Origin of the sequence: Tumidithrix elongata BACA0141 (assembly GCF_036349135.1) — a bacterium.
Classification (GTDB): Bacteria; Cyanobacteriota; Cyanobacteriia; order Pseudanabaenales; family Pseudanabaenaceae; genus Tumidithrix; species Tumidithrix elongata.
Genome location: NZ_JAZBJZ010000004.1, coordinates 79674 through 103435 on the forward strand (window position 1 = coordinate 79674; position 23762 = coordinate 103435).

Below are 23762 nucleotides of genomic sequence, written 5' to 3' on the forward strand. Positions count from 1 at the left end.
TTTAAACTCCCAGTCACGCGAGGATACATGTATTATAAGCGATCGGTGAGGCACGGTCTAACATCCTATTGGAGCGGACAATTTAGTAGGCTATCACTTGCCGCTCAATTCAACCGTTATGCGCCTAGATCGCCAGAGTGTAGTTGCTTCAGATAGACAACTTCTGGAGCGCAACGGTTCGGCATCGTGTTAGCCCTTCATGCGGTTAGGAATGGCTTGGGTAAAGGCTTCCGTGATTTCAGCTAAAGACAACTTGATCGCAGGTGCAATCCCGTCAATTTGAATTGAAATAAGCTCGTCGGAATTACCCACCTGTCCGATTTTTTGCCAATTGCTGCTGAGTTCAGCCGCTAGATAGGCTTCCCATGCTACGCGATCGCTGGCTCGAACCGATACAACAATACGGCTTGCACCTTCGCCAAACAAAAGATTGATCGGTTGAACATCAGGAATATTCGCAAGCTGAATTTGGGCGGGGCGATTTCCCGCGATACAGGACTCCGCGATCGCTACTGCTAAGCCACCTTCAGCACAGTCATGGGCAGAGCGAATCCATCCCTTAGCAATACCTTCGCGGCAAACCGACTGCACTTTCCGTTCCAAATCGTAATCTAGTGCCAGCGGTCTACCCGTTACTTCACCCACAACCACCGCCAAATATTCGGAAGCGGCGAGACTGACTTGACTGGAACCAATCAGATAGATTAGATCGCCTGCGCCCAGCCAACCCTGACCGCAAACTTTACGCACATCCGAGACAATTCCGACCATTCCAATCACAGGTGTGGGATAAATCGGTTGGGAATTCCCTTCCGCATCAATGGTTTCGTTATAGAGCGAGACATTCCCTCCTGTAACGGGCGTACTGAGTTCGCGACAGGCATCGGCGATACCGCGACAGGCTTCGTGGAGTTGCCAGTAACCCACACTATGCTCGGGGCTACCAAAGTTGAGATTGTCCGTCACAGCGATCGGTTCGGCTCCCACACAGGAGAGATTTCGCGCTGCCTCCGCTACAGCCAGTTTAGAACCTTCAAAGGGATCGAGATAGACATAGCGGGCATTACAATCTACGGTAGCAGCTACACCTTCCATGCCATCTTGAGGATTCCCCATTGAGAGCGGTGGAACTTCGCCCACACCAAAATCTAAGCTTCTAATCCGAATCACGGCAGCATCGCCTTGATTGGGAAACATCACCGTATTATTTTGCACCTGCTGATCGTATTGGCGATAGACCCATGCTTTAGAAGCGATCGCGGGACTATCCAAAAGCTTTAAGAGAATCTCGTTGAGGTTGCTGGTTTCTGCCAATTGGGCAGCGATCGCTGATTCTTGCCATTGCCACGCCTTGAGCGCATAGGCTGGTGTATCTGCCAACTGACGATGATAGATCGGCGTATTGTCGGCAAGTGCTGTGGCGGGAATTTCGGCAGCAATCTCACCGCGCCACAGAATGCGCACGATCGGTTCCGCCAAAACTTCCCCTGCGACCACGGCATGCAAGCCCCAACGATGGAAGATCGCGATCAGTTCGGCTTCCCTTCCCTTGCTGGCGACGAATAGCATCCGTTCTTGAGACTCAGACAGGAGATACTCATAGGCACTCATGCCTGTTTCTCTCGCAGGAATTTTGTCTAAATCCAACTCAATGCCCAAGCCCCCTTTGGCTGCCATCTCTGAGGTGGAACAGGTCAGCCCTGCGGCTCCCATATCCTGGGCGGCGACGACTGCACCGGTTTTAAAGGCTTCCAAACAGGCTTCGATCAGGGATTTTTCTAAAAAGGGATCGCCGACTTGGACGGCGGGACGGTCTTTCTGAGATTCATCTGATAATTCGGCACTGGCAAAGCTGGCTCCTTTCATGCCATCTCGTCCTGTAGTCGAGCCGACATAGAGCACGGGGTTACCCACGCCCGATGCCCCAGACTTAACAATTTCTTTGGTTTCCATCAAGCCGATCGCCATTGCATTTACCAAGGGATTGCGATTGTAAGCAGCATCAAAATAGACCTCTCCCCCAATCGTCGGCACGCCCACACAGTTGCCGTAGCCTGCGATCCCGCTGACGATGCCATTCACTCGACTGCGTACCCAAGCATCGGAGAGATCGCCAAATCGCAGGGAATTTAGCACGGCGATCGGTCTGGCACCCATGGTAAAAATATCGCGCAAAATGCCGCCTACGCCCGTGGCAGCACCCTGAAAGGGCTCTACAGCGGAGGGACGGTTGTGGCTCTCGATCTTAAAACACACGGCCACACCATCTTTGATCTTTACGACCCCTGCATTTTCACCCGGCCCCACCAAAATGCGATCGCCTGTGGTGGGAAATTGCTTTAACAGGGGGCGGGAATTTTTATAGCAGCAATGCTCTGACCACATTACGCCAAACATACCTAATTCTGCTTTGTTTGGTTGCCGACCCAGGCGATCGCAGATCATGGCGTACTCGTCTGGGGTCAAGCCTTCGGCTTTAATCTCTTGGGGTGAAAAATTATTGATCGTCATAATTGTTAACTATAGCCGATCGCAACAGATCGACGAAAACCTAAATTTGGGGTCTATGGATTTGAAGGTATAGAGCCAGAATGCTAGGTCTTTGAACGCAGAAAACCATGCAAATTTATGGGATAATTCAACTCCAACTTTGCTGCATGCGCAACGCCATCACCGTCAATTGCTATAATGGCTCACGAATTTATGTCAATACAGCGTGATGGTTTCCTTCCAATTTTCTTGATTTCTAGTCGGAGCGGAATTAAGAAAAAAGACCTTCTTCATAGCCAAAATTTATAGCCAAAATGACTACTGAACTTCACTCAAATTCCACCCAGCAGCCTACGGTTCATCATCAAATTGTTGTAGTTGGAGGAGGTTCGGCGGGGATCACCGTCACCGCTCAACTGCTGATTCAAGATCGATCGCTAGATATTGCCATTATTGAACCATCGGATCGCCATTATTACCAGCCCGCATGGACGTTGGTAGGGGCAGGCTGTTTCCAGTTTGAGGAAACGGTCAAACCAGAAGCCGACTGCATTCCCAAGGGATCGACTTGGCTGCGGGATGCGGTTGCCCAATTTGAACCCGATGCCAATTACCTGATTACTCAGGGTGGTCAAAAAGTTACCTATGACTACCTGATCGTCTGTCCTGGTATTCAACTCGATTGGGATCGCATTGCAGGCTTAAAAGATGCGATCGGGAGAAATGGGGTCTGTAGTAACTATATTCCTGGTGGTGCCACCTACACAAAGGAAGCGATCGACAATTTTCGAGGTGGCAATGCCGTGTTTACGTTCCCAGCAACGCCAATTAAATGTGCTGGAGCACCCCAAAAAGTGATGTATCTGGCGGATGATGTCTTCCGCCGCAACGGGGTGCGAGCGAAAACCCAGATTAGCTATTGCGTAGCAACTCCCAAAATTTTTGGCGTGCCGACATTTGTGCCTCCATTAATGCAGGTGGCGGAGCGAAAAGGCATCGATCTGAAGGTCTTACATAATCTCAAAGCTATTAATGCCGCAGCGAAAAAAGCCATATTTGATGTCACGATCGATGGATCGGTGAAAGAGGTAACCATACCCTACGATCTGATCCATGTTGCTCCTCCAATGAGCGCTCCCGATTTCATTAAGTCCAGCAAATTAGCAGTGGAAAGCCCACTGGGTTGGGTTGATGTGGATAAATATACGCTCCAGCACAATCGCTATGCCAATGTATTTAGTTTGGGGGATGCCTCTTCGCTTCCTAATTCCAAAACGGCTGCTGCCATTCGACGACAAGCTCCAGTCCTCGTCAAAAACCTCTTGGCACTGCTTAAAAAAGGATCGCTCGATGCCAAGTATAACGGCTATAGCTGTTGTCCGTTGATTACGGGCTATGGCAAAACGATCATGGCGGAGTTTGACTATGATGGCAATCCTTATCCCAGTTTTCCGCTCGATTGCACGCAAGAGCGCTATAGCATGTGGTTCCTCAAGCGTAACGTATTGCCTTGGGTCTATTGGAATCGGATGTTGAAGGGAGCCGACCATGAAGGCAATACCATTCGGAAGATTACAGGAATGGACTCCTAGTTAACCTGAGTTCGGGTTAAGGCTTTCGGAACAAAGCAAGCTAACTTACCAGAGCCGAGCAGTTTGATCCCCCTACCCTATCGGGCATCCCCCTTGAAAAAGGGGACAAGTGAGTTCTCCCCCCTTTTTTCAAGGGGGGCTGAGGGGGGATCTTTGGGATGTATAGCTTTCGGGCTTTCTTATCCCGATTCGACTTCGCTCAACCAACGTTGGAATTTATCTATAATATTTTCGAGTAATTCCCTTGAGCAGGATTGGAGGTTCGATGGCGTTTGAGTTTCCGCAATTCCATGAGCCCATATCCATCAACTCTTCGAGTTCTTGGACTGCTACGTTCGACAGTTACGATCAGCGCAATGACGATTGCTATTTTTTGATAACCGTCCGAGAGGGAGAGGATCGGGTGACTCAATTCATGGCGGCGGTAGGTCTATGGTGGGCGGATGACGATTGGAGCGATCTGAAATTCACCGATCGCCTGCGCGAAGCGTTAGCCAGTGTGGCGGCAACAGGTCAATCAAACACCAACTATCGCGGTTTGCAGGGCAATTGAAATTGCGATCGTAGCAGTTCACCTATCCAAAATTCCCCAGGGTATTGAAGAGATAGCAGGTGTAAGCCACCGCGATCGCATCGGCAGCATCATCGGGTTTGGGAATCTTTTCGAGATTGAGTTCCCGAGCCACTGCTTCTTGGACTTCGGCTTTGTCGGCTCTACCATAGCCCGTCAGAGCTTGCTTGATCTGGGGCGGCGAAAATTCCTCAGGTTGAATGCCATGTTGGGAAAGGGTGAGCAGAACCACACCTCTGGCTTGTGCCACGCTAATCAAATTTCCCATGCGATAAAAGAAGAGCTTTTCCATGCCTACGATTTGGGGTTGCCATTCCGTCAGCAGGGTATGCATATCGTCATAGATGGTTTTGAGGCGATCGCCCATCGGTGTATTTTTCGGCGTTTGGATCACGCCAAATTCCAATAACTTCGGTACCGTATCTTTCTCTGCCTCAAGTATGCCGAATCCCAACGTGGCAATGCCCGGATCGATGCCCATAATTCGCATTATCGATCTGCCTGCTGAATTTGTCGCACCACTGTCAGCGCGGAATAACTCACGCCTGCGGTTCCTTCGCCGGGGTGGGTGCTATCTCCCACCAACCAGACATTCTGAATCGGCGTGCGATTGGCAAACCCAAAAGGGCCAAAGGTGGAAACGCGCATACCAATCCCACCCACAAAGCCTTGCTCCCTCGCCGTATAACGGGCAAAAGTGCGAGGTGTACCTGCTTCCACATGCAGAATTGTGCCCTCGAGATCGAAGTATTTGCCTAGCTGCGCGATCGCGCGATCGGTAAACTGCTGTTTCAGTGCCTCATAATCTTCGCATTCCCACCAAGCCTTGGCATCGGTAAACTCCGAGGCAATTATTGTGGCTTTGCCTTCGGGTGCGCGTCCATCTCCCTCTTGACTCACAGAGACAAACAGAGAGCGCGAACTCTCATAGTCATCGAGAAACTGTAGATGGGGTGGACAACACTCGGGAATGGCAGCGCGATCGACACCTAAATAGACCACAAAAGCACCCGACGCAGGTTTTAGGTTTTCCACTCTGTTTCGATATCCAGTGGGAGCTTGACTCCCCAAAAGTTTCACCAAATTCTGCACGGTGACATTTGCCACCACACAATCGGCGGGTTCCCACCAAGTATCGCCAGTACGTCGATTCGTCACTTTTACTTGGGGCGGCTGTTTGGGCTCGATCGCTTCCACAGAATGCTGCATGAATAACTTGCCCCCCTTCCGTTCTAAAGCTTCGACTAAGCGATCGGAGAGAACCTGCATGCTCCCTTTTAAATGGAACAAGCCTAAGGGGGCTTGCGATACCGCCATAGAGGTGGCGGCATAGAGCAATGCCGTTTCTTCGGCATTGACTTGCGAATAGAGTTTTAGCTGCAAATCTAGAAATGTCCGCAGGCGGCGATCGCTTGCCAAACCAAATCCTCTCAGGGCATCGCCGACCGTGGAAAAGGTATAGGGCATCGTGGGCAGCGTATCGAGGCGAACGGCTTTGATTAATTGCCAGAGATCCCACAAACTGCGGGGTGGCAAAACTGGCTCGCGAGACTGAAACCGCCAACTGGGCTGAAACAGATCGTTGAGGAACTGCCAAAAGGGTTCGCTATGGGGGAACTGTCGCTGCCGTTCTGCTTTCCATTTTTGCGGATCGCGCCAGATATTAATCGGTTCGCTTTCATTGGGCAAATACACAGCACAGGCAGGATCGCAGTAGGTCGCGGCGGGAATTTCGATGCCTAACTCGGTAAAAATGCGATGGTGAATCCCCCCTGCTTCCAAACCTGCAACTTGCGTTGCCCCCACATCAAAGGTAAAGCCGCGCCGTTTAAACGTGGAAGCACAGCCCCCGGGTGCGATCGCTTGGTCAAAGATTTGAACTTCATACCCTCGGTGCGCCAATAACGCCCCTGCGGTGAGCCCCCCAATACCAGCCCCAATCACAATTACGCGCTTTTGCTTTGCCATAGTTAAGGCATGATTGATTTAAAATTTACCCCACCCTAGCCCTCCCCTTGGTAAGGGGAGAGAACAAGATTTCTTATCTTCCCCCTTACCAAGGGGGAATTAAAGGGGGTAAGTTCGGTTGGTAAGTTCACAGGTAGCATGATGAATGGTCGGAAATTTATCTTATAAAAACCTGCTTACACTTTAGCCAGTGTAACCATTTCCTGTTGATCTTGATATTTACCTCGGCGCGTTTCATAGCTGACCGCACAGGGTTCGCCTTCAAAGAACAACAATTGTACGACGCCTTCATTCGCATAAATGCGGCAGTCAGCACTCGATGAGTTAGAAAATTCTAAGGTTAAATGTCCGCGCCAGCCAGCCTCCGCAGGGGTGAGATTTGCAATCAAGCCGATTCTAGCGTAAGTAGATTTACCTATGCAGATTACCGAAACATTATCAGGTACTTCTAAGCGCTCTAAGGCTACACCTAAGCCGTAGGAATGGGCGGGCAAAATAAAATAACTCCCACTACTGTCAGTATGAAGCTGCGATCGCTCCAAATTCGCAGGGTTAAAATTTTTGGGATCGACTACCGTACCTGGGATATGGCGAAATACCTGAAAATCGTTCGCGGACAGTCGAATATCGTAGCCATAGGAAGACAAACCATAGCTAATCACGCGACGGGACTGGTCATCTACCTGTATTTGGCGAATTAAGCTGGGCTCAAAAGGCACAATCATGCCTTTTTCTGCCATTTGGATAATCCAAGAGTCGTTTTTAATCATTGCGCGTTTTTATTGAAAATATCTAGAGCCAGTCAACTTTACCGTAACATTATTTGCTCATCAGGATTTAATCGCACGATTTAATAGGCGGATTTCTTTTGCCAGTCGGGATCGTAGCCTATGCCTTGAGCAGCGATCGCTTTTAGATCGTTCCAGACCTCGCTGAGCAGAACGGGGGGAATTTCGCTCAGGGGCAGTGCGGGTTGGCGATAGTAATAGTCTTGCGTATTTTCTTCGAGTCTTTGGAAAGAGAGCTTCTCTAAAGCGGCGGATCTGTTCTCTTCGGGTAAAAAGTTACCTGTAAATTGAATCGCCGCTTCTAATTTTAGACCTGCGAAGGATTTACGATAATCGTAGAACCAGCCACCATCTTGGGATTGCCCTCTGGTATAGCCTAACTTAGTTGCCTTGCCGCGAATTTGGAATGTCTCCACCATATATCCCTCAAAGTCAGAGATCTCCGTGGTTTGGGCTTTCTCCTCAGGCAGGATATAGGTGTCTTGCCCAAATTGGGAAAATAGGGGAACGACTTCGTAATCGGCAAAATGGGTTTGCCACGATCCAGAGAGTTCGCGATCTAAGAGACTGGCATGGGCGAGGCGGATCGTAGCTTCAGGGGGAATTGTGACGGCATTGTCTTCGACATCGGTGAGCGTGCCATCCTCTAAGGGGCGGAAGGTTTGCGAGATCGCCTCGCCATCAATCTCATTCCCTTTATAGACAGACCAGACTAGGGTTTGGCAATAGCGAGAGATCACAGGATGTTTGTTGAGGAATAAATCCCAATCGCGGAATTGCCACGATCGCTGCGTGCACATGGCTTCGTACAAGCGTTCTTTTTGGAGTGTGAGTAAAGATTTCAGTTGTTTCTTGGCATCCGAGAGCAATTTCTTAGCTTCCTTAACAGCTTCGGCATCCTCGTCTTTGCGGGGGTCGGGCAGCGATTTGATTGCCTTGCCTTCGGGGTTGTAAAGCACAAAGCTAAAATCTCGATCTAGTTTGGCTGTGAATTTGCGGCAGGATGCATCCTGACTGGAATCGCCATACTCTAGGACTAGTTCGGCTTTTTCATCAAATCCCAAGGTGGGAATCGTGCGATCGCCGAGTTCGTCGGTTGACCATCCTTTGCGATCGGCAAGGATTTCCACGCATTTCTGCGCTTCTTCTTGAATGCTCTTGGTGCGGAATCGTTTTGCCACCGAGAGCAGTAGTTGAATTGCGCTAAAGTCCTCTACCCAAACCAGCATTTGCAGTAAAGCCATACATTGCGCTGCACGCCTGCCGTAATAGGTCTGTAGATAGTTGCTGACGAAGGGAATTACGGATGCACCCCCACAGGACGCAACCATCGCCAGTACGCCTTTTTCTTTAATCGCACTGCCTTTGAGTTGACCGAGAAATTGATTGACATGGGTGCGATGCAACTGTTCTTCGGTGATGGTTAGGGTGTTTAATCGCTGTTGCCACTGATAAGCCGCCGTTTGCCGCGCATAGGTTTCTGCTTGTTCGGCAGTATATTGTTTGTAGCTTTGATACTGTTGTAGGAGTTGTTGATAGATTTTCTCTTCGGTGTCGGGCGTGCGACTGAGAAACTGCTGATGGTAAGACCACATTGAAGCGGTCTGAGGCTTTGCCAAGTCGTCAGCCTCTTGATAGGTATATTTGGGAATCGTATCCTGTCCGATCCAAGCTTGGAGAACGAACTTGCCTAGATCTTCGCGATCGCTTTTCTTGAAATAAGAAACATAGCGATTTACCAAAGGGCTGGGTTCGGCAGTTTTTTGTTTGTAGGCTTGGAGAATAAACCAAGTAAGAATCTCGCGATCTACGGGCGCGTTGCTGTCTTCCCAACGCACGACAGGTAAATTGTCAAAAGGGAACCATGCTAGGGCATCTGGAATTCCTTTTTTGAGTCCAGCTTTTGCCTCGGCTTGTAAACCTGCGCGATCGAGAAACTCTTCTACGGATGCACCGAGCTTTTCGAGACTTCGGATCAGAGCGTCTTTAACGAGTTCGCTTTTCTCGGTCTTGAGCGCTGCTTTAATGACATCAATGGCATTGGGAATTGCCAAACGACTCATCCAATCGGCGGCGGCAATGCGAATTTCGGCACTGCGATCGCTTAATGCCTTCATTACTTTCTCAGGCGTATCGGATAAATTCTCTAGACAACGCTGGGCAAGAGGCTTTTCCGACTTAGAATTACCTAGCGCAATCTCCCATAAGATCGGTCTCAGATTAGGCGGAGCTTCTGGGAACTTCTCTAAAATCTGTAATACAGTTTGTCGTTGGAAGTTTTTGCCGTAATGATAGGTCGATTTTGAAGTGGGCTGAGGTTTTAGGATTTCTTCGAGACTACTCAACCTCTCTTGGAAATATGGATAGAGCGAATCTTGAACCCAATCAAATCGGTCGATTAACCCTTTACCTTGGTAGGGATCTAGAAATGTCAAGCCAATGCTATTTTCATCCATCTCTAAAGCCTTAAATACAGCCGCTAAATCTCGCAAACCGAACTGAATCCCCTTTGCTTTTTGATAGTCTGATAGATACCCAATCGCCCAAGAATTGAGAGCACCAGGATTATATGTACTGCGATCGCTGCGCTCTATATAATTAATTTGTCCCATCACCAGCAAAAATCGTACGACATGGATGAGTTCGAGGTCGGGAGTCTCTAAAAAAGCCTTAATAAATTGCTGGTGGGAATCGATCAACCAGTTTCCCTGCATAATTTTGGAATTGTTCCTGCAATCTTTACCCAATCCACGTTGAAGCATGTCAACGAAGCTGTCTATTTGGCTGGATTTTAACGATTGTGGTGGTTTTAGCCAGCTTTGCTGGGCTTTATTCCTCTGGTAGTGGGTTTCAGAAGCTTGATAGGCTTGATGCATGAGTTCCTCTAGCCTAATTTTGACGCTTTCAGGTAATGGAGCTTCTCGATTGATTTCTGGCAAGGGAGGGAATGAAGGTTCAGAGCTAGGCGTTTCAACGGGGGCAGGTGCTTCGAGAATTTCGGCGATCGCATCTTTTACCTTCTCTGCTTTCTCAAGGTTGAGGCGTTCCTTCAAGAAATCATGATTCTGCGCTTGAGTTCCCAATAATTTAACCGCATAAAACCGCTCGTCTGCTTTGCCTTTGGTGGCAAGGTTTTCTAAGCTAGGAATCGCAACCTCAAGATTCTTTTGGATAATTAACTCAGCTAAAGTTCTTACGGATTTTGCGGAACTGACAGCGAGAGACGCGATCGCTTCGACAAAACTAGCGATCGGAATTTGGCGATCCTTGATAATCTCTAAAGCCAAGATTTTCTGTTTGGAGTTTGTATGCGAGAGCGCTTCATGGATGACATCGAGGTGCTGGAGCGAATATTCCGAGAAATCCTTTAAAGCACAAGCGATCTGCGATAAATTTTTAGCTTGATAATCATCAGGGGCTGCCAAATAAGCAATACGAGCCAATCTGTCGGGCTTCTCTTCTGCTATAACGAGCATCTCTGCAATTGTTTTGGCACTGACATTGAGCTTATCCTTACCAAGATCTGGATTGTGGTACATTTCATTCCCAGCGATCGCTTGCAGGAAAGCAGTCAGCCAATCGATTGGAGCGTTGCCATAGGGATTGAAAACATTGTAAATGTGATTAAACGGGAGTTTATAGACTTGAGCCAAACGAAAATAGAAAGGAGCCTCTTGAATCGTTGGGTTTTCCCAAAATTTGGATCTTGCCTTGACCGACTTTTGCCACTGTTCTTGAAACTTGCTGTGGAAATCGTGAGGTTGCAGCAGAGATAATAGGGCTTGGTGAGGTTGCGCCTGCTGAGATTGAAGGGCTGATAGCGCCGCATTGATTGCTGTGGGCAAGTCTTGCAAAACCTGTTCGTCGCTGCCATCTAGCACATATTGAACTAAGCGATCGCGCATCTCTTCATCATTCAATACGATCTCAAATCGCTTAATGTCTTCCAAAAGTAGGTCTATGATTTGCTCGGATAAACCAAGGGGATTATTAAATTGCGTCATATTGAGCCTGCTTCTATTTCAACTGTGAATATACCCAGTAACTATCGCGATCGCATCAAATATTCTTTGACTGTAACCTCTTGGCAAAGCAAGCACAAGTACCGCAGCCGCAATATATAGCCAGCCCGACTCTGCGGTTCTCGCGCCAAGCCGTTTAAACAATCTGCCAGAGATTTTAGCCCCACGGACTCAAACAAATTTGCCTCCAACTGCCATTGATTGGCGATCGCTTCGGTCATCCGACTGCTCCCCTGTTCCGCCATACCTTGAATTTCCGCTGTCAAATGTTCCAGCCTTTGCTCTAATCGACTCAGTGGTATAGAGGTTGGAGGGATTTCTAGGCGATCTTCAATTTCTTCAAATTCCGCCGCTGTTGCGATCGCATTCTCATGCTGGACACTTTGAGCTGAACTGCTGCCATGCTTAGTGGCTAAGGCAAAGCTCAGATTAACCACAGGCTGATGGGAACTCGCCTGCGACGGAGCGCCACTGGGTAAAGAAAAGAGCAAAGAAATGGGATAGAGCGATAGCCCCGATCTCGCGATCGCAAGCTGCCCCACAATACCCCATACGCCCATCTGTTCTGGCTCCAACGCTTCCAAATATTGAATCCGCTGCTCTTCTCCAGCCCGAAATCTCACCTGCAACGGCAACAACTGTCCATCCTCATCGGCAACTAGCCAAGTAAACATCTGCTCCATTTCATCGAAACCCTTCTCACCCCAAGCCCTAGGACGAATCACGACCATTTCGCGTAGCAGATCGTATTCGCTTAGCCCCGATCGCACCGTAGTGGCAGCATAGCTGCGTAAAGCCGACCACGAATGAAAAAGGCGATCGGCAAAATCAATCTGGGTGGGGTCAACCGCCGCAATTCCGATTGCACGGGTTTTGCTAGAAGAGGATAAGCGGTTTAGGCGATTTCGCTTTGCTGCCATCAACTTAAATTGCGTTTGCGAAGCCTGCTCGGGCGTGGATAATCCTTCCCATGCACTCGGTTGCCTGTATCGCACTTGTGGATTAAAGCCCGTACCCTGAAAAGTCGGTCTTGCCTCAGACCAGCAGCACCACTGTTTCGCCGCTAAATCCCAAAATAAAACCGTCAGTCCCGCATAGCCAGATTTGGTGACCCAATCATAGGCTCCCATACCCGCCAGATCGAGCGTTCCGACTTCTTCATATTGGGTGCGATGCCAGCCAATCAGATCGGCTCTCGGTTCCTGTTTTTGCGAAAAGGCATTCAAAAGCGCTTCGCATAGGGCATAGGTACGGGCAGCGGTTAAGAAGAGGCGAGTTTCATCAGCCTTGACATCGCGATCGCGACTCAGTTGCAACTCATCGGCGATACTCCGCAACATCAGCGACAATCTGGGCAAATTCACCCCCGTAGCCGAAACTGCCAAGGTCGTAAACCGCTGTTGAATCGCCTCAGACAGATGACACAGACCGACGTTCACGCATTCTCTCAGAAGTTGCATGGCTGCGGCTAAAACCTGCGATCGACTGCGTGGAGAACCGCTAGCTGCTTGTAAGGAAGTGCTGCTCGTGTCGGAAGTGGCGATCGCGATGCCGTGAGATTGCTGATAGCCCAAAACCGCTGCCACCAAATGCCGACAGACCTGCCGCGATTTACAGGAACAGACCATACCTTCCAGCCCCATGCTGGGGAAATAGCGACAGACCACATTCTGGCGATGGAGGCGAATCGAAATTGGAACTGCTTCTTCGATCTCAATTGGGGAATCGCTCACTAGGAGTTCTCTCGCCGCTTGGACTGTTTTTCTACCCGCCCATTTCACCAGATCCTCATGGCGATAACCTAGCAGTTCCTCTGATTTGCTTTGAGGATTGGGAAGATTCTCATTAGTTCGATCTGGCGTTCCAACAGAATCCCATTCCGATCCTGCTTCTGAGTTCTCAGTAGATTTCGTTGCATCGGATCTCGCTGTCTCAGCCAGCCATAAACTCGCGATCAAAATATGGCGACAGACATCCACGGCAGGACAGGTGCAACTGGCTTTGGCAATGCCCTGCTCTGGCATCGTCACCTCGGCATCGGCAACCCGCATTTTAATTGCTGTCGGCGTTTCTGAAGCAAGGACGGGAACTTCACCCTGTTGTAAGTCTTTTTTGGCACGGCGCAGTAGACCTTTGTTGGCGATCGCTTCTAAAGCACTGTCGTCAAACTGTAAAAGCTTTTGCTGGAGCTGTTTTAAGAGATGACTTTCGCTAACCACTCTGCTAACCTCTTGGGCGTTAATGCGGCGATTTCCATGCCAGTTTCGGCAAGACGTTCTGCCATTTGGCGATCGTAATAGGGATTCGCGGATTCGTCTAGGGAAGCCAGACCCAATAGCGTCACGCTAGATTCTTTTAGCCTGCGACAAGCACTGAGAAGTTTCATGGGCGAGGCTCCCTCGGCAAAGTCGCTGACTAGGATGAGTACGGTGCGATTAGGATTTTCAATCAGTCCCTCACAATAAGCGATCGCCTGTCCGATATCCGTGCCACCGCCTAATTGTACGCTCATCAAAATCTCTACGGGGTCATCGACATATTCCGAAAGATCGACTACAGCCGTATCAAACACCACCAAGCTGACGCGCAACAGCGGCAAGCCTGCCAAAATCCCCGCCATTACGGCGCTATGAATCACCGAGTCTGCCATACTGCCGCTTTGGTCGATACAGAGAATCACCTGCCAAGGCACCCGTCTTTCCGTTCGCGCAAAAAAACGCACATTTTGGATAATCAGTCGCTGGCGTTCTGGGTCGTAATGCTTGAGATTTTGGCGAATTGTCCCCCGCCAGTCCAGATTTTGGGCGACCTTGAGCGGGCTATGTTGAGCGCGATTCAGCTTTCCTACGAGCACCTGCCGTACTTCGCTTGCCAAGCGTTGCTTAATTTCTTCGACCACCTCGCGAACGATGCGACGCGCCACCTGTAACACCTCTCCCTGCATCATGCCGCGAAAGGTGAGAATGGTTTTGAGCAGGCTGATATTTGGCTCTAGCTTTTCTAGCACCTGCGGATCGGTGACGAGTTCGGTCATGCCATAGCGATCGAGGGCGTGTTTCTCCACAATCTCTACGGTTTCCTTGGGGAAAAGTTCGCGTACTTCCGCAATCCAACTGGGAACGTTGAGCTGACTCGGATCGAGGGAACCTGGTTGCTTTTCTGTGCTGTTCCCTTTCCCCTCTTTTCCCCGCATCCCCCGACCTTGATATTCTCTACCATAGAGATAGTCGAGCGCCGCTTCAATACGGGCATCGCGCCCTTCCATCGGGCATTGCAGTTTGTCCTGCGCAAACCGCCCCAAGATATGGCGCCACCGCATTAAATTTTTAGGGTTAGATTTTGGAGAATCGGCGCGATCGCTCATAGAACCTAAAATAATGGATGAACCTACTCGAGGCGATCGCCCTCAGCGAAGATACCCGCTTTACGCATAAAGGGGCACATAATCTATGTGCCCCTCATCGCTCGAATCTAAAAACTCGAACCTAAAAATTTGACTAAGAAAGGCTGAGCAATTCTACATCAAAGATCAAGGTAGCATTGGGGGGAATGACGCCACCTGCACCACGCGCACCATAGCCCAACTCAGGGGGAATCGTCAGAATGCGACGACCGCCCACTCTCATGGTGGAAAGACCTTCATCCCATCCCTTGATGACTTGACCGACGCCAAGTTGAAAAGAGAAAGGACTATTGCGATCGCGGGAGCTATCAAATTTTGTGCCATTCTCTAGCGTGCCAATGTAATGCACGTTCACTTTTTGGCCTTTTTTGGGAAGTGCCCCAGTGCCAACTTTAATTTCTTGGTACTTTAGACCAGATTCTGTCGTAACGATTTCCGCATCATTTGAAGATGTCATTTGAGCAATTTCCGTAGTAGGGTTATTAGTTATGGTTGCAGGGGTAAGTTCAGAAGCATTGACTGCCGATTGCCCACCGACAATTTGTGCGACGACCAAGACGACAACAGCGATCGCAACAATCGCAAAGCTGATTAAAATTCCTTTCAAGGGGGGTATCTCCAACTCAATCAACTAGGTTTAACGTACGCAATTTGAACCATTTTTAAAAAAGGCATCGCGTTTTTTTGAAAGACCACGCGCTGCGCGGAACTCAAATCCCGATCTGTCAAAAACTCAAGTGAAATTGATTTAGCAATCCTAGTGGATTGGTATGTAGGCGCAATTCATGAATTGCTCCCACAGTCCTAGGCAGAGAAAAATTGCTATGAATCATGCCCGATTGCTAGATCGATTTGTAGGATTCATGGGATAGAACCCAGAACATCCGCTTGAGGCTGTTAGAATGCCAGTGGCTTTGAGCTAATGGCATACTAACATTTCGGTAGGCATTTCATTAGATCGCCACCATATAAAATCGGGATAAACCTAACGAGCAAATGTCTATCAAACCTGTCTATATTATTGGTGCTGGCCCTGGCGATCCCGATTTAATTACCGTCAAGGGGCGCAATATTTTGGTACAGGCTGATGTGGTGATCTATGCCAGTTCGCTCGTGCCCGAGCAGATGCTAGAGGTATGTCGTCCTGATGCTGAGTTGGTTGCCACTGCCAGCATGACCTTAGAAGAAATTTTAGACTTTACGATCGCCAGGGCGCGATCGCATCAATTAGTCGTGCGGTTGCATGATGGCGATCCGAGCCTATATGGGGCGATTCACGAGCAAATTATGGCTTTGAATGCTGCCGAGGTTCCATTTGAGATTATCCCTGGGGTGAGTGCTTTTCAACTCGCAGCCGCCAGACTACAGGTAGAGTTGACCGTGCCTGAGTTGGTGCAGACCATTATCCTCACGCGCATTAGTGGGCGCACCAAAGTCCCCGATCGCGAAGAATTATCGAGTTTGGCAGCCCATCAAGCCTCTCTCTGTCTCTACCTCAGCGCCCGTCATGTTGAAGATGCCCAAGCCAAACTATTAGCCCACTATCCCTCCGAGACAACGGTGGCAATTTGCTATCGGTTGGGATGGACAGATGAGAAAATTTTGCTCGTGCCCCTGCATGAAATGGCTTCTGCCACCCGCAACCAAGATCTGATCCGCACAACGCTTTATATTATTAGCCCCGCCTTAGGCGAAGCCCAAACCAGACTAGAAAAACTCGGTACGGCGCGATCGCGCCTTTACCACCCGACTTACGATCGCCTGTTTCGCGAGTCGAGCAAATCTTAATTGATTGGGCATCGTCCTATGAGCCAGTTTAAGGTAGGCTTTTTATCTATTTTCTGTGTACACCTGTAGAGGCAATTCATGAATTGCCCCTACGCACAAATCCTTTAGGCTTGCTATAAACGTTAGGAATAGAGCCTTGCTTTTTTGCTCCCATCCAGCTTATATTCTGCGTGCCCTATCCTTGCTGAGACATGTCGATTCTATGATGAGGAATTATGAACAAGAACATCAGTATCTTTAGTAAAACTGTAATTGGCATATTCTGTATCATCAGCTTGTCAGGGGGAGAAAGCCTTAGAGCAGAGCAGGATGATAATCCAATTATGCGCGTGGGCATTGTGCAGCGATTTGGGGCAAATCCTCAAGATCGGATTACGATTAAAGCCCCCTCTGGCGATACCCTCACCCTGAGTTTCAAGTCTGGCGAAACCACCCAAACGGTGACAACTTCAGAAGTCGTGCTTGAGATTAACGCGCAACCGCTAGCACCACCGATCGTGGAAGAACGGATCGTGCTCAGCAACCATCGCAGTTTCGAGAATGCCGCAGCCAGTGCGTTTCATTGGCAAGAAAAGGGCATAGCCACCGAGATCGCCCAACCCAAGCGTTGGCAAGTCTGGGCAAAACGGGATATTTACGATTCCTCGCTGCTGCGCCAACTCCTGCTCTTTAGCCTGCGCATTCAGGGCAACGATCTGGTGCAAATAGAGCGCAAAACCCTCTCTCAAAAGGCGATCGCTTCTTGGGTCGTGGGGAATTTTCGTTACAACCGCGATCGGCTCGATATCAGTAGCGGGCGTGGCATTATTGAGGTGAACAATCGCCCCTATGCGGGCACATTGCGGCTTCAGCCCAATGCCCATCACAGCTATACCCTCGTCAATAACGTCCCCCTAGAAACCTATCTGCGCGGGGTTGTGCCCCATGAAATTGGCTATGATGCGCCCTATCCCGCCGTGCAAGCCCAAGCAGTGCTGGCGCGGACTTACATTCTTGCCAGCCGCCATCGCTTTGTCGTCGATGACTACGATCTCTGCGCCACGACCCAATGCCAAGTTTATCAGGGCTTAGAGGGAACCAGTGAAGTAGCCGATCGTGCGATCGCGGACACGCGCAGTCGCGTTCTCACCTTTAACAATCGCGTTGTCGATGCTTTATATTCCTCCACAACTGGCGGTGTCACTGCCGATTACAACGATATCTGGGATGGCAAACCCAGACCCTATCTCAAGTCTATCGTTGATGCCGTCAATCTTTCCTTTGACACCAATCTATCGAATGAAAAGAACTTCCGTACCTTTATCGCAAGAAAAGAAGGCTTCAATGAAGCGGGTTGGCATACCTTCCGTTGGAAAAAGGATGGGACGTTGGATGAGATCAAAGGAACCTTACAAAATTTTTTAAGGCTCTCTGGCGACGCGCAAACCAGATTTAACCAAATCAAACAAATTCAAATTACCGAACGGGCTGCTTCGGGGCGGGTGCAAGAAATGGAAGTAGAAACGGATACAGGTAAAATTAAGGTGAGAAAAGACGAAATCATGGATGCATTTGAGCCACCCGATAGCCTCCTGTTTTATATCCAACCGATCTACGAAGAGAATTCCAATCCTGACCCAAAAGCAGCAAAGGTAATCAAGGGTTACTCCTTTATTGGCGGCGGTCTAGGACATGGTGTGGGCATGAGCCAAACCGGTTCCTATCGCCTTGCAAGAATGGGATGGCCCTACGATCGCATTCTCAGCTTCTACTATACGGGCACGCAACTTCAGGTCGTCAAATCTGAATTTTGGCAGGATAAACGCTAACTTCCCCCTAAATCAGCATCCGCTTAGGCTTACTATGCTCACAGTGAATTGCTTGATTCCATTCGATCTACAAAAGAAAAGCAAAATAGACCAAACAGCAAAACCGCGACGGTAGAAAAGATGAGCGAACCGTCGCCTAGATGCCAGTAATCAAACAATTCTTTCTGGTTCATTGCCACCAACAGGGTCATGAGAGCCACCCGCAAACCATTCACGCAGAATGCCAAAGTCACAGCCACACCAGACACCAAGACCTTTTGATACAGTTTTGTGGGGAATAGCATCAGAAAAATTGCAGCCAGCCCAACAATCTGAAGGATTAAGGCTGTGCCCGAGCAGCCAGCATACACTTCGATGCTCCCTGTAGGAAGCGAGATAAACACACCCTGTCGCGTCACGTCAAAGCCAAGACACCACAATACAAATGTGGCGAATTGAGCCGTCAGGGGCGAAAGCTTTACAAATAGAGAGAGCAAGCCCGGAGGAATCGCAAATAAAAATAATAGAAAGAGTTCTCTGGAATGTTGTCCCAAACGGTTGAAGCCAGAAAAAAGCAGACTTAAACCGATCGCGGCGATCGCAGGGAAAAGTCGCAAAAACAGATCGTTTCCCACCAAAGATAAGCTTCTGTATAGCACAAACGCGATCGCCAAAGCCCCCACCCCTGTCGAGACCAAATCGCTTTCTGCATGGATATAATCCTTGCGGCGTTCCCAAACCAAATAACCGACTGCTGCCCAATAGAGAATGCTAGAACCCATGAGGTCAGTATTTTCGCTATGCCATACCAAATGGAGATGCAGTGCCACGAGCATACTCGCGATCGCCACCAACAGAAACTGATTTGACCCAAATTTCGATTTTCTCTCCATAGAATTATGCATTCTTACGCTGTAGGGAGCGACGCAAATGCTTAGCCCGTTTGTGAGACAACGCGCCGCCTAAAAGTAACAGAGCCGCTAGACTGCCAAAGATCTGCCCGGGCTCTGGCACTTGGGTATTACCCGTTCCCTGCTGCATTTGTACGGGAACTTCTACTTTCTCTACACCCAAGGAGGGATCGACACGCATATCATCAGATACAGCCACAAATGCCGTATATTTTGATAGCAGCCGATAGTCTAAAGCCGTTTTTGTCACTGCCTCAATGCCAGAGTTGGTTTCTCGGTTATACATTTGATTCATCAACTCGTGAATGCGAGCGCGTCCCCAGAGTTGCGCGATCGCAGGATTTCCACCATTCGCAAAGTTGACTGGGATCGCTTTTTCATAGAGTTTCCCCCCAGCGGCGATGCCACGAATTCGTAAAGTCCCCGAGGTGCGATCGCCTTTGCGCCCATAGACCACTAGGGGTTGATTGGCAAACAGATCGGTAGGCTGGGCGGGATAGATTTCTGGTGGCGCACCCGTACCTTCCCACTTGACTTCAATATTTGTAAGAATGGGGTTATTGATCTGCGTGAGAAACTTCTCGACCACAGGTTGAGCCGCCTCATCGGGACGTACCATCCTTGCCTTACCTCGTCCGAGTTCGGCAACTCGTTCGATCAAAAATCGATTTACCGAGGTTCCCACGCCAAATCCATAGAGACGATTCCCTACAGGTAATCGCCGACTGACTTCTCCAATCACCTGTTCGTCATTGCCAATTAAGCCATCTGTCAATAGCACAACACTACGCAATCTACCATCCTTGGCTGGAGGGAAATTGAGAACGGTGTTGATCCCATTCATCAGTTCCGAGCCACCATTCGCGCTCAGTCTGTCGATATAGGCGATCGCGCGATCGCGATTTTGTGGGGTATTCTCTAAGGGTTGGGTCGATAAACTCGTGGAGGTATTGGCAAAGTCGATAATCGTAAAAGTATCGTTGGGGTTGAGTCCCTTGATAAAGTGACGCATTAGTTCTTGGGACTGCACGATCGGCGCTCCTGCCTGCGATCCCGAAGTATCCATCAGAAACACGACATCTTTGGGCACGATCCGATCGCTCTGATAGTCCACCGCAGGAATTAAATAGGCAGCAAAATGTCCGCCGCGTTCGTCCGTTTGGGCAAGCAGGGTATCCTGCGTGTCGTTACCCGAGACTTGATAGTTAATCACCAAATCTTTATTGGGAATCGTATCTTGGCGATCTAGGGTCACCCGTAAAATTCGTCCGTCTTGGGTTGTATGGATTTGATGGGAAGTCGATTGTACCTGCGCGATCGGAACTCCCGCTTCAATTTCCACTGTCACGCCAATGTCTTGCCCAGTTCTCGTGTCGGGAGGTAACGTCGAGGGGGTGATTTTGGCTGCATCGGCAACCACTTTGGCTTTCCCCCCACTATCTTTAGCCTCAACTGTGGGTTTGGTTTCTTTGTCATCCCCAGGAATATAGCGAGGGCCAATCACCATTGGGAACACGAATTGATAATTTCCCTTCTCAAATTTTAGACTTTCGGTATATCGAATTGTGACCTCGATCTTCTCGCCCGGTTTAATGTTTGCCACTGACTGCGTAAAGATATTGTCTCGTTCCTGTTCTAGGAGTCCAGCCGTCTTGCCCTCATGCTTGGCTTGCTCGTAGATCTTTTTGGCTTCTTCCCGCTTTTTAATCAATCCGCGAATGATCCGATCGCCGACTTTGATTTCCATATCGTCCACAGCGGCATCATCAGGCAGCGGAAATACATAGGTAGCCTCCAGTGGCTGTTTATAGGGATTGGTGAAGGTTTGGACGACTTCTACCCGCGATACATTACCAGAAACCTTTGCCATCACTTCCGTGTGTTGCAAGGGAAATCCCTGCTTACTCTCGGCAGTTGTGCCATACAAACCACCGAAATTCCGTGAATCTTGATGCTCGGAAGCTCCTGATTGCTGAACGAATGGCTGCGATCTTGAAACATTTTGCGCGATCGGAGACATCATATAACGCACGCCGACGCACCCTAGTAGTAACAGGGTCGCTGCCACCACCCATTTTTTTTTAAAGCTGCGCTGGAGTTTGAGTAAAACCTCTGGCTGTGGTGGCGCATTGAGGGCAGCCATGGCTAGTTTTGCCGATGGGAACCGCTGATTTGTCCCACTTGCCAGCATTTTGTCTAGAACCTGTCCCAGATGTTCGCTAAAGGCATGCTTTAATGTGCTCTTGTGATAGGCATCCGTTTTTTGCGATTGCGGATCCTTTTGCGGAAGGCGATTTTGGGCTTGAATGCGTTGGAGATATTGTCGCCAGATCCAAGTATGTTCTCTGCTATCAAATAGATCGAAGGGGGAAATTGCCGTGAGGAGGTGAATGCAGGTAACGCCCAAACTGTAGATATCGCTGGCAAAAATTGCTTTACCCAAAACCTGCTCTGGTGCGGAGTACGCAGCGGAGCCGATTGTAGTTCCAGTTTTGCTCAATTTGGTTTCTGAAGCATGCTTTGCCGAGCCAAAATCCACTAAGACTAAATCTTCACTGCCTTCGGTGAGTGGATAGCGGCGACGAATGATATTTTCGGGTTTGATGTCGCGATGAATGACCTTGTGGCTATGGATAAATGTCAAAAGCGGTAACAACTCGTTTAACAATTGCCAGATCTTGGCTTCATTAAAAGCCCCCTCTGCGGTAAGTTCTTGGGCAAGGTTACGACCGTCGATAAACTCCTGCACCAAAAAGCGATCGCTGGGCTTGCCAGAGACCGCTTGATATTCAAAGTAGTCTATTAGCTTGGGAATTTGGGCGTGATCGCCAAGGGTTTGGAGCCGTTGCGCTTCTTGGCGAAAGAGTTCTGATGCTTTGGCTTGGTTCCCTTTTTGTTCGGGGAAGAACTGCTTAATCACGCAGTAGGGCTGAGATTCGCGCGATGCTACGATCGCTAGTAAGGTTCTGCCAAATCCACCCCGACCGATGACTCGAATCGCTCGATAAAAATTCCCAGTAGTACTTTTGTCCCCATGAATGACTAGGGGCGAACCACAACTCTCACAAATATCCGCTGCGATCGGATTCTCTGGATGTTGACAGTCTAAATTTAAACAAAAGGACTGATGGTTTGTGCTCTCTCTTTGCTTAACTGTGGTCATGGGCTACCTTACTGAAAGCGATGCTCTCAGTCTATGCAACCCAACCACAATCTTCAATACAGCAAAGTTCAGGATATTCAAGCCACACCCAAATAAATATGCCTGAACTTGATGCCTGAACTTTGAGTGGGGGAGCCTAGCCTCCCTAGAACCTATCCCCGATTATCCCTTTTCAACAAAGTTGGTTTGAACCACTGATTCTTTAATGGAGATCGCTTTGGGAATCAACTTTAACCGAAAGAAGCGATCGGCAATTTGCTGTTGATCGGCGATCGCTTTTTCGGTAATCGGACGAACTCCATACTCCCGACGCTTGGTGGCTCGCTCTAGATCTTCGACTTCCACCTTCAGTTGAGGAGCCAAAAACTCAGCCACTTCGCGAGGATTGGTATTTGCCCAATCGTCGATTTTCTGAACCTCTTGCAAAATCGTTTTGACTAGCTTGGGTTGCTGCTCGGCAAAGGTACGAGATGCCAAATAAAAGGTGGGGTTGTTCACAATTTCGGAACCATCAATCAGAGTTCTGATCTCAAGTTTTCGTTCCACCACGGCATAGAAAGGATCCCAAATGCCAAACACATCCACGCTTCCTTGCTGAAATGCCGCTTGAGCGTCAGCAGCCGTAGAGACAAATACAGGTTCGATATCCGCCAGAGATAATCCCTCTTTTTCTAAAGCCGCAAGTAGCAAATTGAAAACATTCCATCCTTTCCCGATCGCGATCTTTTTCCCTTTTAAGTCTTTTACGCTTTGAATGGGCGAATCTTTGCGGACGACTACCGCTAAACCTTTGGGATAAGGCGGCTCATGGGCAACATAGACCAAAGGCGTACCCGCCGCTTGCGCCACGATGGGCGGTGTATCAGCGGCATGACCAAAATCAATACTGCCGACATTGAGTGCCTCTAAAAGCTGTGGGCCCGCAGCAAACTCATTCCATTCCACGGTGATGCCTAAGGGTTTTAACGCTTTCTCTAACTCACCCCGCGATTTGAGAATGTTCAGTGTGTTGAATTTTTGATAGCCGATCCGAACTTTCTTCAACTGCGGTGAGCTAGAGGAACTAGGAGAAGCATTAGAAGAAGTACCAGAATTAGAACTGGCTACTGGCGAGGAACTTTTCGTGTCCGTAGAAGTTCCTTGGTTTGGGGCGCAACCCACAATTGTTCCCAAGGTCGTCAAGCTGGATGCGATTAAAAATATACGGCGATTGAATCTCCGCTTGCTGTTTAAGGGCACCTCTAAAAATCAGTCAGAGACGAAAAACGAAAATAAAAAG

General features: G+C 49.1%; 15 protein-coding genes. 4 read left to right on the forward strand and 11 right to left on the reverse strand.

Features of this window, described 5'->3' with window-relative positions; translation table 11 throughout:
* Positions 1–189: 189 nt before the first annotated feature.
* Positions 190–2511, reverse strand: coding sequence for a phosphoribosylformylglycinamidine synthase subunit PurL (purL, locus tag V2H45_RS02080; RefSeq protein WP_330481949.1), 2322 nt, complete (start codon positions 2509–2511; stop codon positions 190–192).
* 293 nt (positions 2512–2804) lie between these two features.
* On the opposite strand from purL, the gene V2H45_RS02085 reads away from it, so the two are divergent.
* Complete coding sequence (locus V2H45_RS02085) at positions 2805–4082, forward strand: NAD(P)/FAD-dependent oxidoreductase (RefSeq protein WP_330481950.1); 1278 nt, start codon at positions 2805–2807, stop codon at positions 4080–4082.
* Between the two features lie 265 nt (positions 4083–4347).
* Positions 4348–4635 carry a hypothetical protein gene (locus tag V2H45_RS02090; RefSeq protein WP_330481951.1) on the forward strand — a complete coding sequence of 96 codons (288 nt, stop codon included), beginning with the start codon at positions 4348–4350 and terminating at the stop codon, positions 4633–4635.
* Between the two features lie 22 nt (positions 4636–4657).
* Here the strand turns inward: V2H45_RS02090 and ruvC are convergent, their stop codons facing one another.
* From ruvC to V2H45_RS02125, 7 genes are all read right to left on the reverse strand, one after another.
* The gene (gene ruvC, locus V2H45_RS02095) at positions 4658–5143 is read right to left on the reverse strand and encodes a crossover junction endodeoxyribonuclease RuvC (RefSeq protein ID WP_330481952.1); all 486 of its coding nucleotides are present in this window, start codon (positions 5141–5143) and stop codon (positions 4658–4660) included.
* Positions 5143–6621 (reverse strand): C-3',4' desaturase CrtD, encoded by a 1479-nt coding sequence (gene crtD, locus V2H45_RS02100; RefSeq protein ID WP_330481953.1) that lies wholly within the window; start codon positions 6619–6621, stop codon positions 5143–5145. Before crtD ends, ruvC begins: the two co-directional genes overlap by 1 nt.
* 176 nt (positions 6622–6797) lie before the next feature.
* A complete protein-coding gene (gene dcd / locus V2H45_RS02105) occupies positions 6798–7391 on the reverse strand; it encodes a dCTP deaminase (protein WP_330481954.1) in 594 nt (197 codons plus the stop codon).
* Between the two features lie 80 nt (positions 7392–7471).
* The gene (locus V2H45_RS02110; protein ID WP_330481955.1) at positions 7472–11413 is read right to left on the reverse strand and encodes a DUF4132 domain-containing protein; all 3942 of its coding nucleotides are present in this window, start codon (positions 11411–11413) and stop codon (positions 7472–7474) included.
* Positions 11414–11454: 41 nt separating this feature from the next.
* Positions 11455–13650: an SWIM zinc finger family protein gene (locus tag V2H45_RS02115; protein ID WP_330481956.1), complete on the reverse strand. Its 2196-nt coding sequence runs from the start codon at positions 13648–13650 to the stop codon at positions 11455–11457.
* On the reverse strand, positions 13626–14795 hold the full coding sequence (locus tag V2H45_RS02120; RefSeq protein ID WP_330481957.1) for a VWA domain-containing protein: 1170 nt from the start codon (positions 14793–14795) through the stop codon (positions 13626–13628). The genes V2H45_RS02115 and V2H45_RS02120 overlap by 25 nt, the downstream gene beginning before the upstream one ends.
* A 133-nt stretch (positions 14796–14928) precedes the next feature.
* Complete coding sequence (locus V2H45_RS02125) at positions 14929–15441, reverse strand: FKBP-type peptidyl-prolyl cis-trans isomerase (protein WP_330481958.1); 513 nt, start codon at positions 15439–15441, stop codon at positions 14929–14931.
* A 389-nt stretch (positions 15442–15830) separates the two neighbouring features.
* Here V2H45_RS02125 and cobM point away from each other — a divergent pair, with 389 nt between their 5' ends.
* On the forward strand, positions 15831–16622 hold the full coding sequence (cobM, locus tag V2H45_RS02130) for a precorrin-4 C(11)-methyltransferase (protein WP_330481959.1): 792 nt from the start codon (positions 15831–15833) through the stop codon (positions 16620–16622).
* Positions 16623–16837: 215 nt separating this feature from the next.
* Complete coding sequence (locus V2H45_RS02135) at positions 16838–18430, forward strand: SpoIID/LytB domain-containing protein (protein ID WP_330481960.1); 1593 nt, start codon at positions 16838–16840, stop codon at positions 18428–18430.
* 38 nt (positions 18431–18468) lie between these two features.
* Here V2H45_RS02135 and crtA read toward each other — a convergent pair whose 3' ends face one another.
* From crtA to V2H45_RS02150, 3 genes are all read right to left on the reverse strand, one after another.
* Positions 18469–19302 carry a cyanoexosortase A gene (crtA, locus tag V2H45_RS02140; protein WP_330481961.1) on the reverse strand — a complete coding sequence of 278 codons (834 nt, stop codon included), beginning with the start codon at positions 19300–19302 and terminating at the stop codon, positions 18469–18471.
* Between the two features lie 4 nt (positions 19303–19306).
* A complete protein-coding gene (locus tag V2H45_RS02145; RefSeq protein ID WP_330481962.1) occupies positions 19307–22483 on the reverse strand; it encodes a VIT domain-containing protein in 3177 nt (1058 codons plus the stop codon).
* Between the two features lie 162 nt (positions 22484–22645).
* A complete protein-coding gene (locus V2H45_RS02150; protein ID WP_330481963.1) occupies positions 22646–23527 on the reverse strand; it encodes a sulfonate ABC transporter substrate-binding protein in 882 nt (293 codons plus the stop codon).
* Positions 23528–23762: the final 235 nt, after the last annotated feature.

Bases quoted from the DNA above. Each gene is read 5' to 3' on its own strand.
- purL (WP_330481949.1), bottom strand. From the start codon at position 2,511: ATGACGATCAATAATTTTTCACCCCAAGAGATTAAAGCCGAAGGCTTG.
- V2H45_RS02085 (WP_330481950.1), top strand. From the start codon at position 2,805: ATGACTACTGAACTTCACTCAAATTCCACCCAGCAGCCTACGGTTCAT.
- V2H45_RS02090 (WP_330481951.1), top strand. From the start codon at position 4,348: ATGGCGTTTGAGTTTCCGCAATTCCATGAGCCCATATCCATCAACTCT.
- ruvC (WP_330481952.1), bottom strand. From the start codon at position 5,143: ATGCGAATTATGGGCATCGATCCGGGCATTGCCACGTTGGGATTCGGC.
- crtD (WP_330481953.1), bottom strand. From the start codon at position 6,621: ATGGCAAAGCAAAAGCGCGTAATTGTGATTGGGGCTGGTATTGGGGGG.
- dcd (WP_330481954.1), bottom strand. From the start codon at position 7,391: ATGATTAAAAACGACTCTTGGATTATCCAAATGGCAGAAAAAGGCATG.
- V2H45_RS02110 (WP_330481955.1), bottom strand. From the start codon at position 11,413: ATGACGCAATTTAATAATCCCCTTGGTTTATCCGAGCAAATCATAGAC.
- V2H45_RS02120 (WP_330481957.1), bottom strand. From the start codon at position 14,795: ATGAGCGATCGCGCCGATTCTCCAAAATCTAACCCTAAAAATTTAATG.
- cobM (WP_330481959.1), top strand. From the start codon at position 15,831: ATGTCTATCAAACCTGTCTATATTATTGGTGCTGGCCCTGGCGATCCC.
- V2H45_RS02135 (WP_330481960.1), top strand. From the start codon at position 16,838: ATGAACAAGAACATCAGTATCTTTAGTAAAACTGTAATTGGCATATTC.
- crtA (WP_330481961.1), bottom strand. From the start codon at position 19,302: ATGGAGAGAAAATCGAAATTTGGGTCAAATCAGTTTCTGTTGGTGGCG.
- V2H45_RS02145 (WP_330481962.1), bottom strand. From the start codon at position 22,483: ATGACCACAGTTAAGCAAAGAGAGAGCACAAACCATCAGTCCTTTTGT.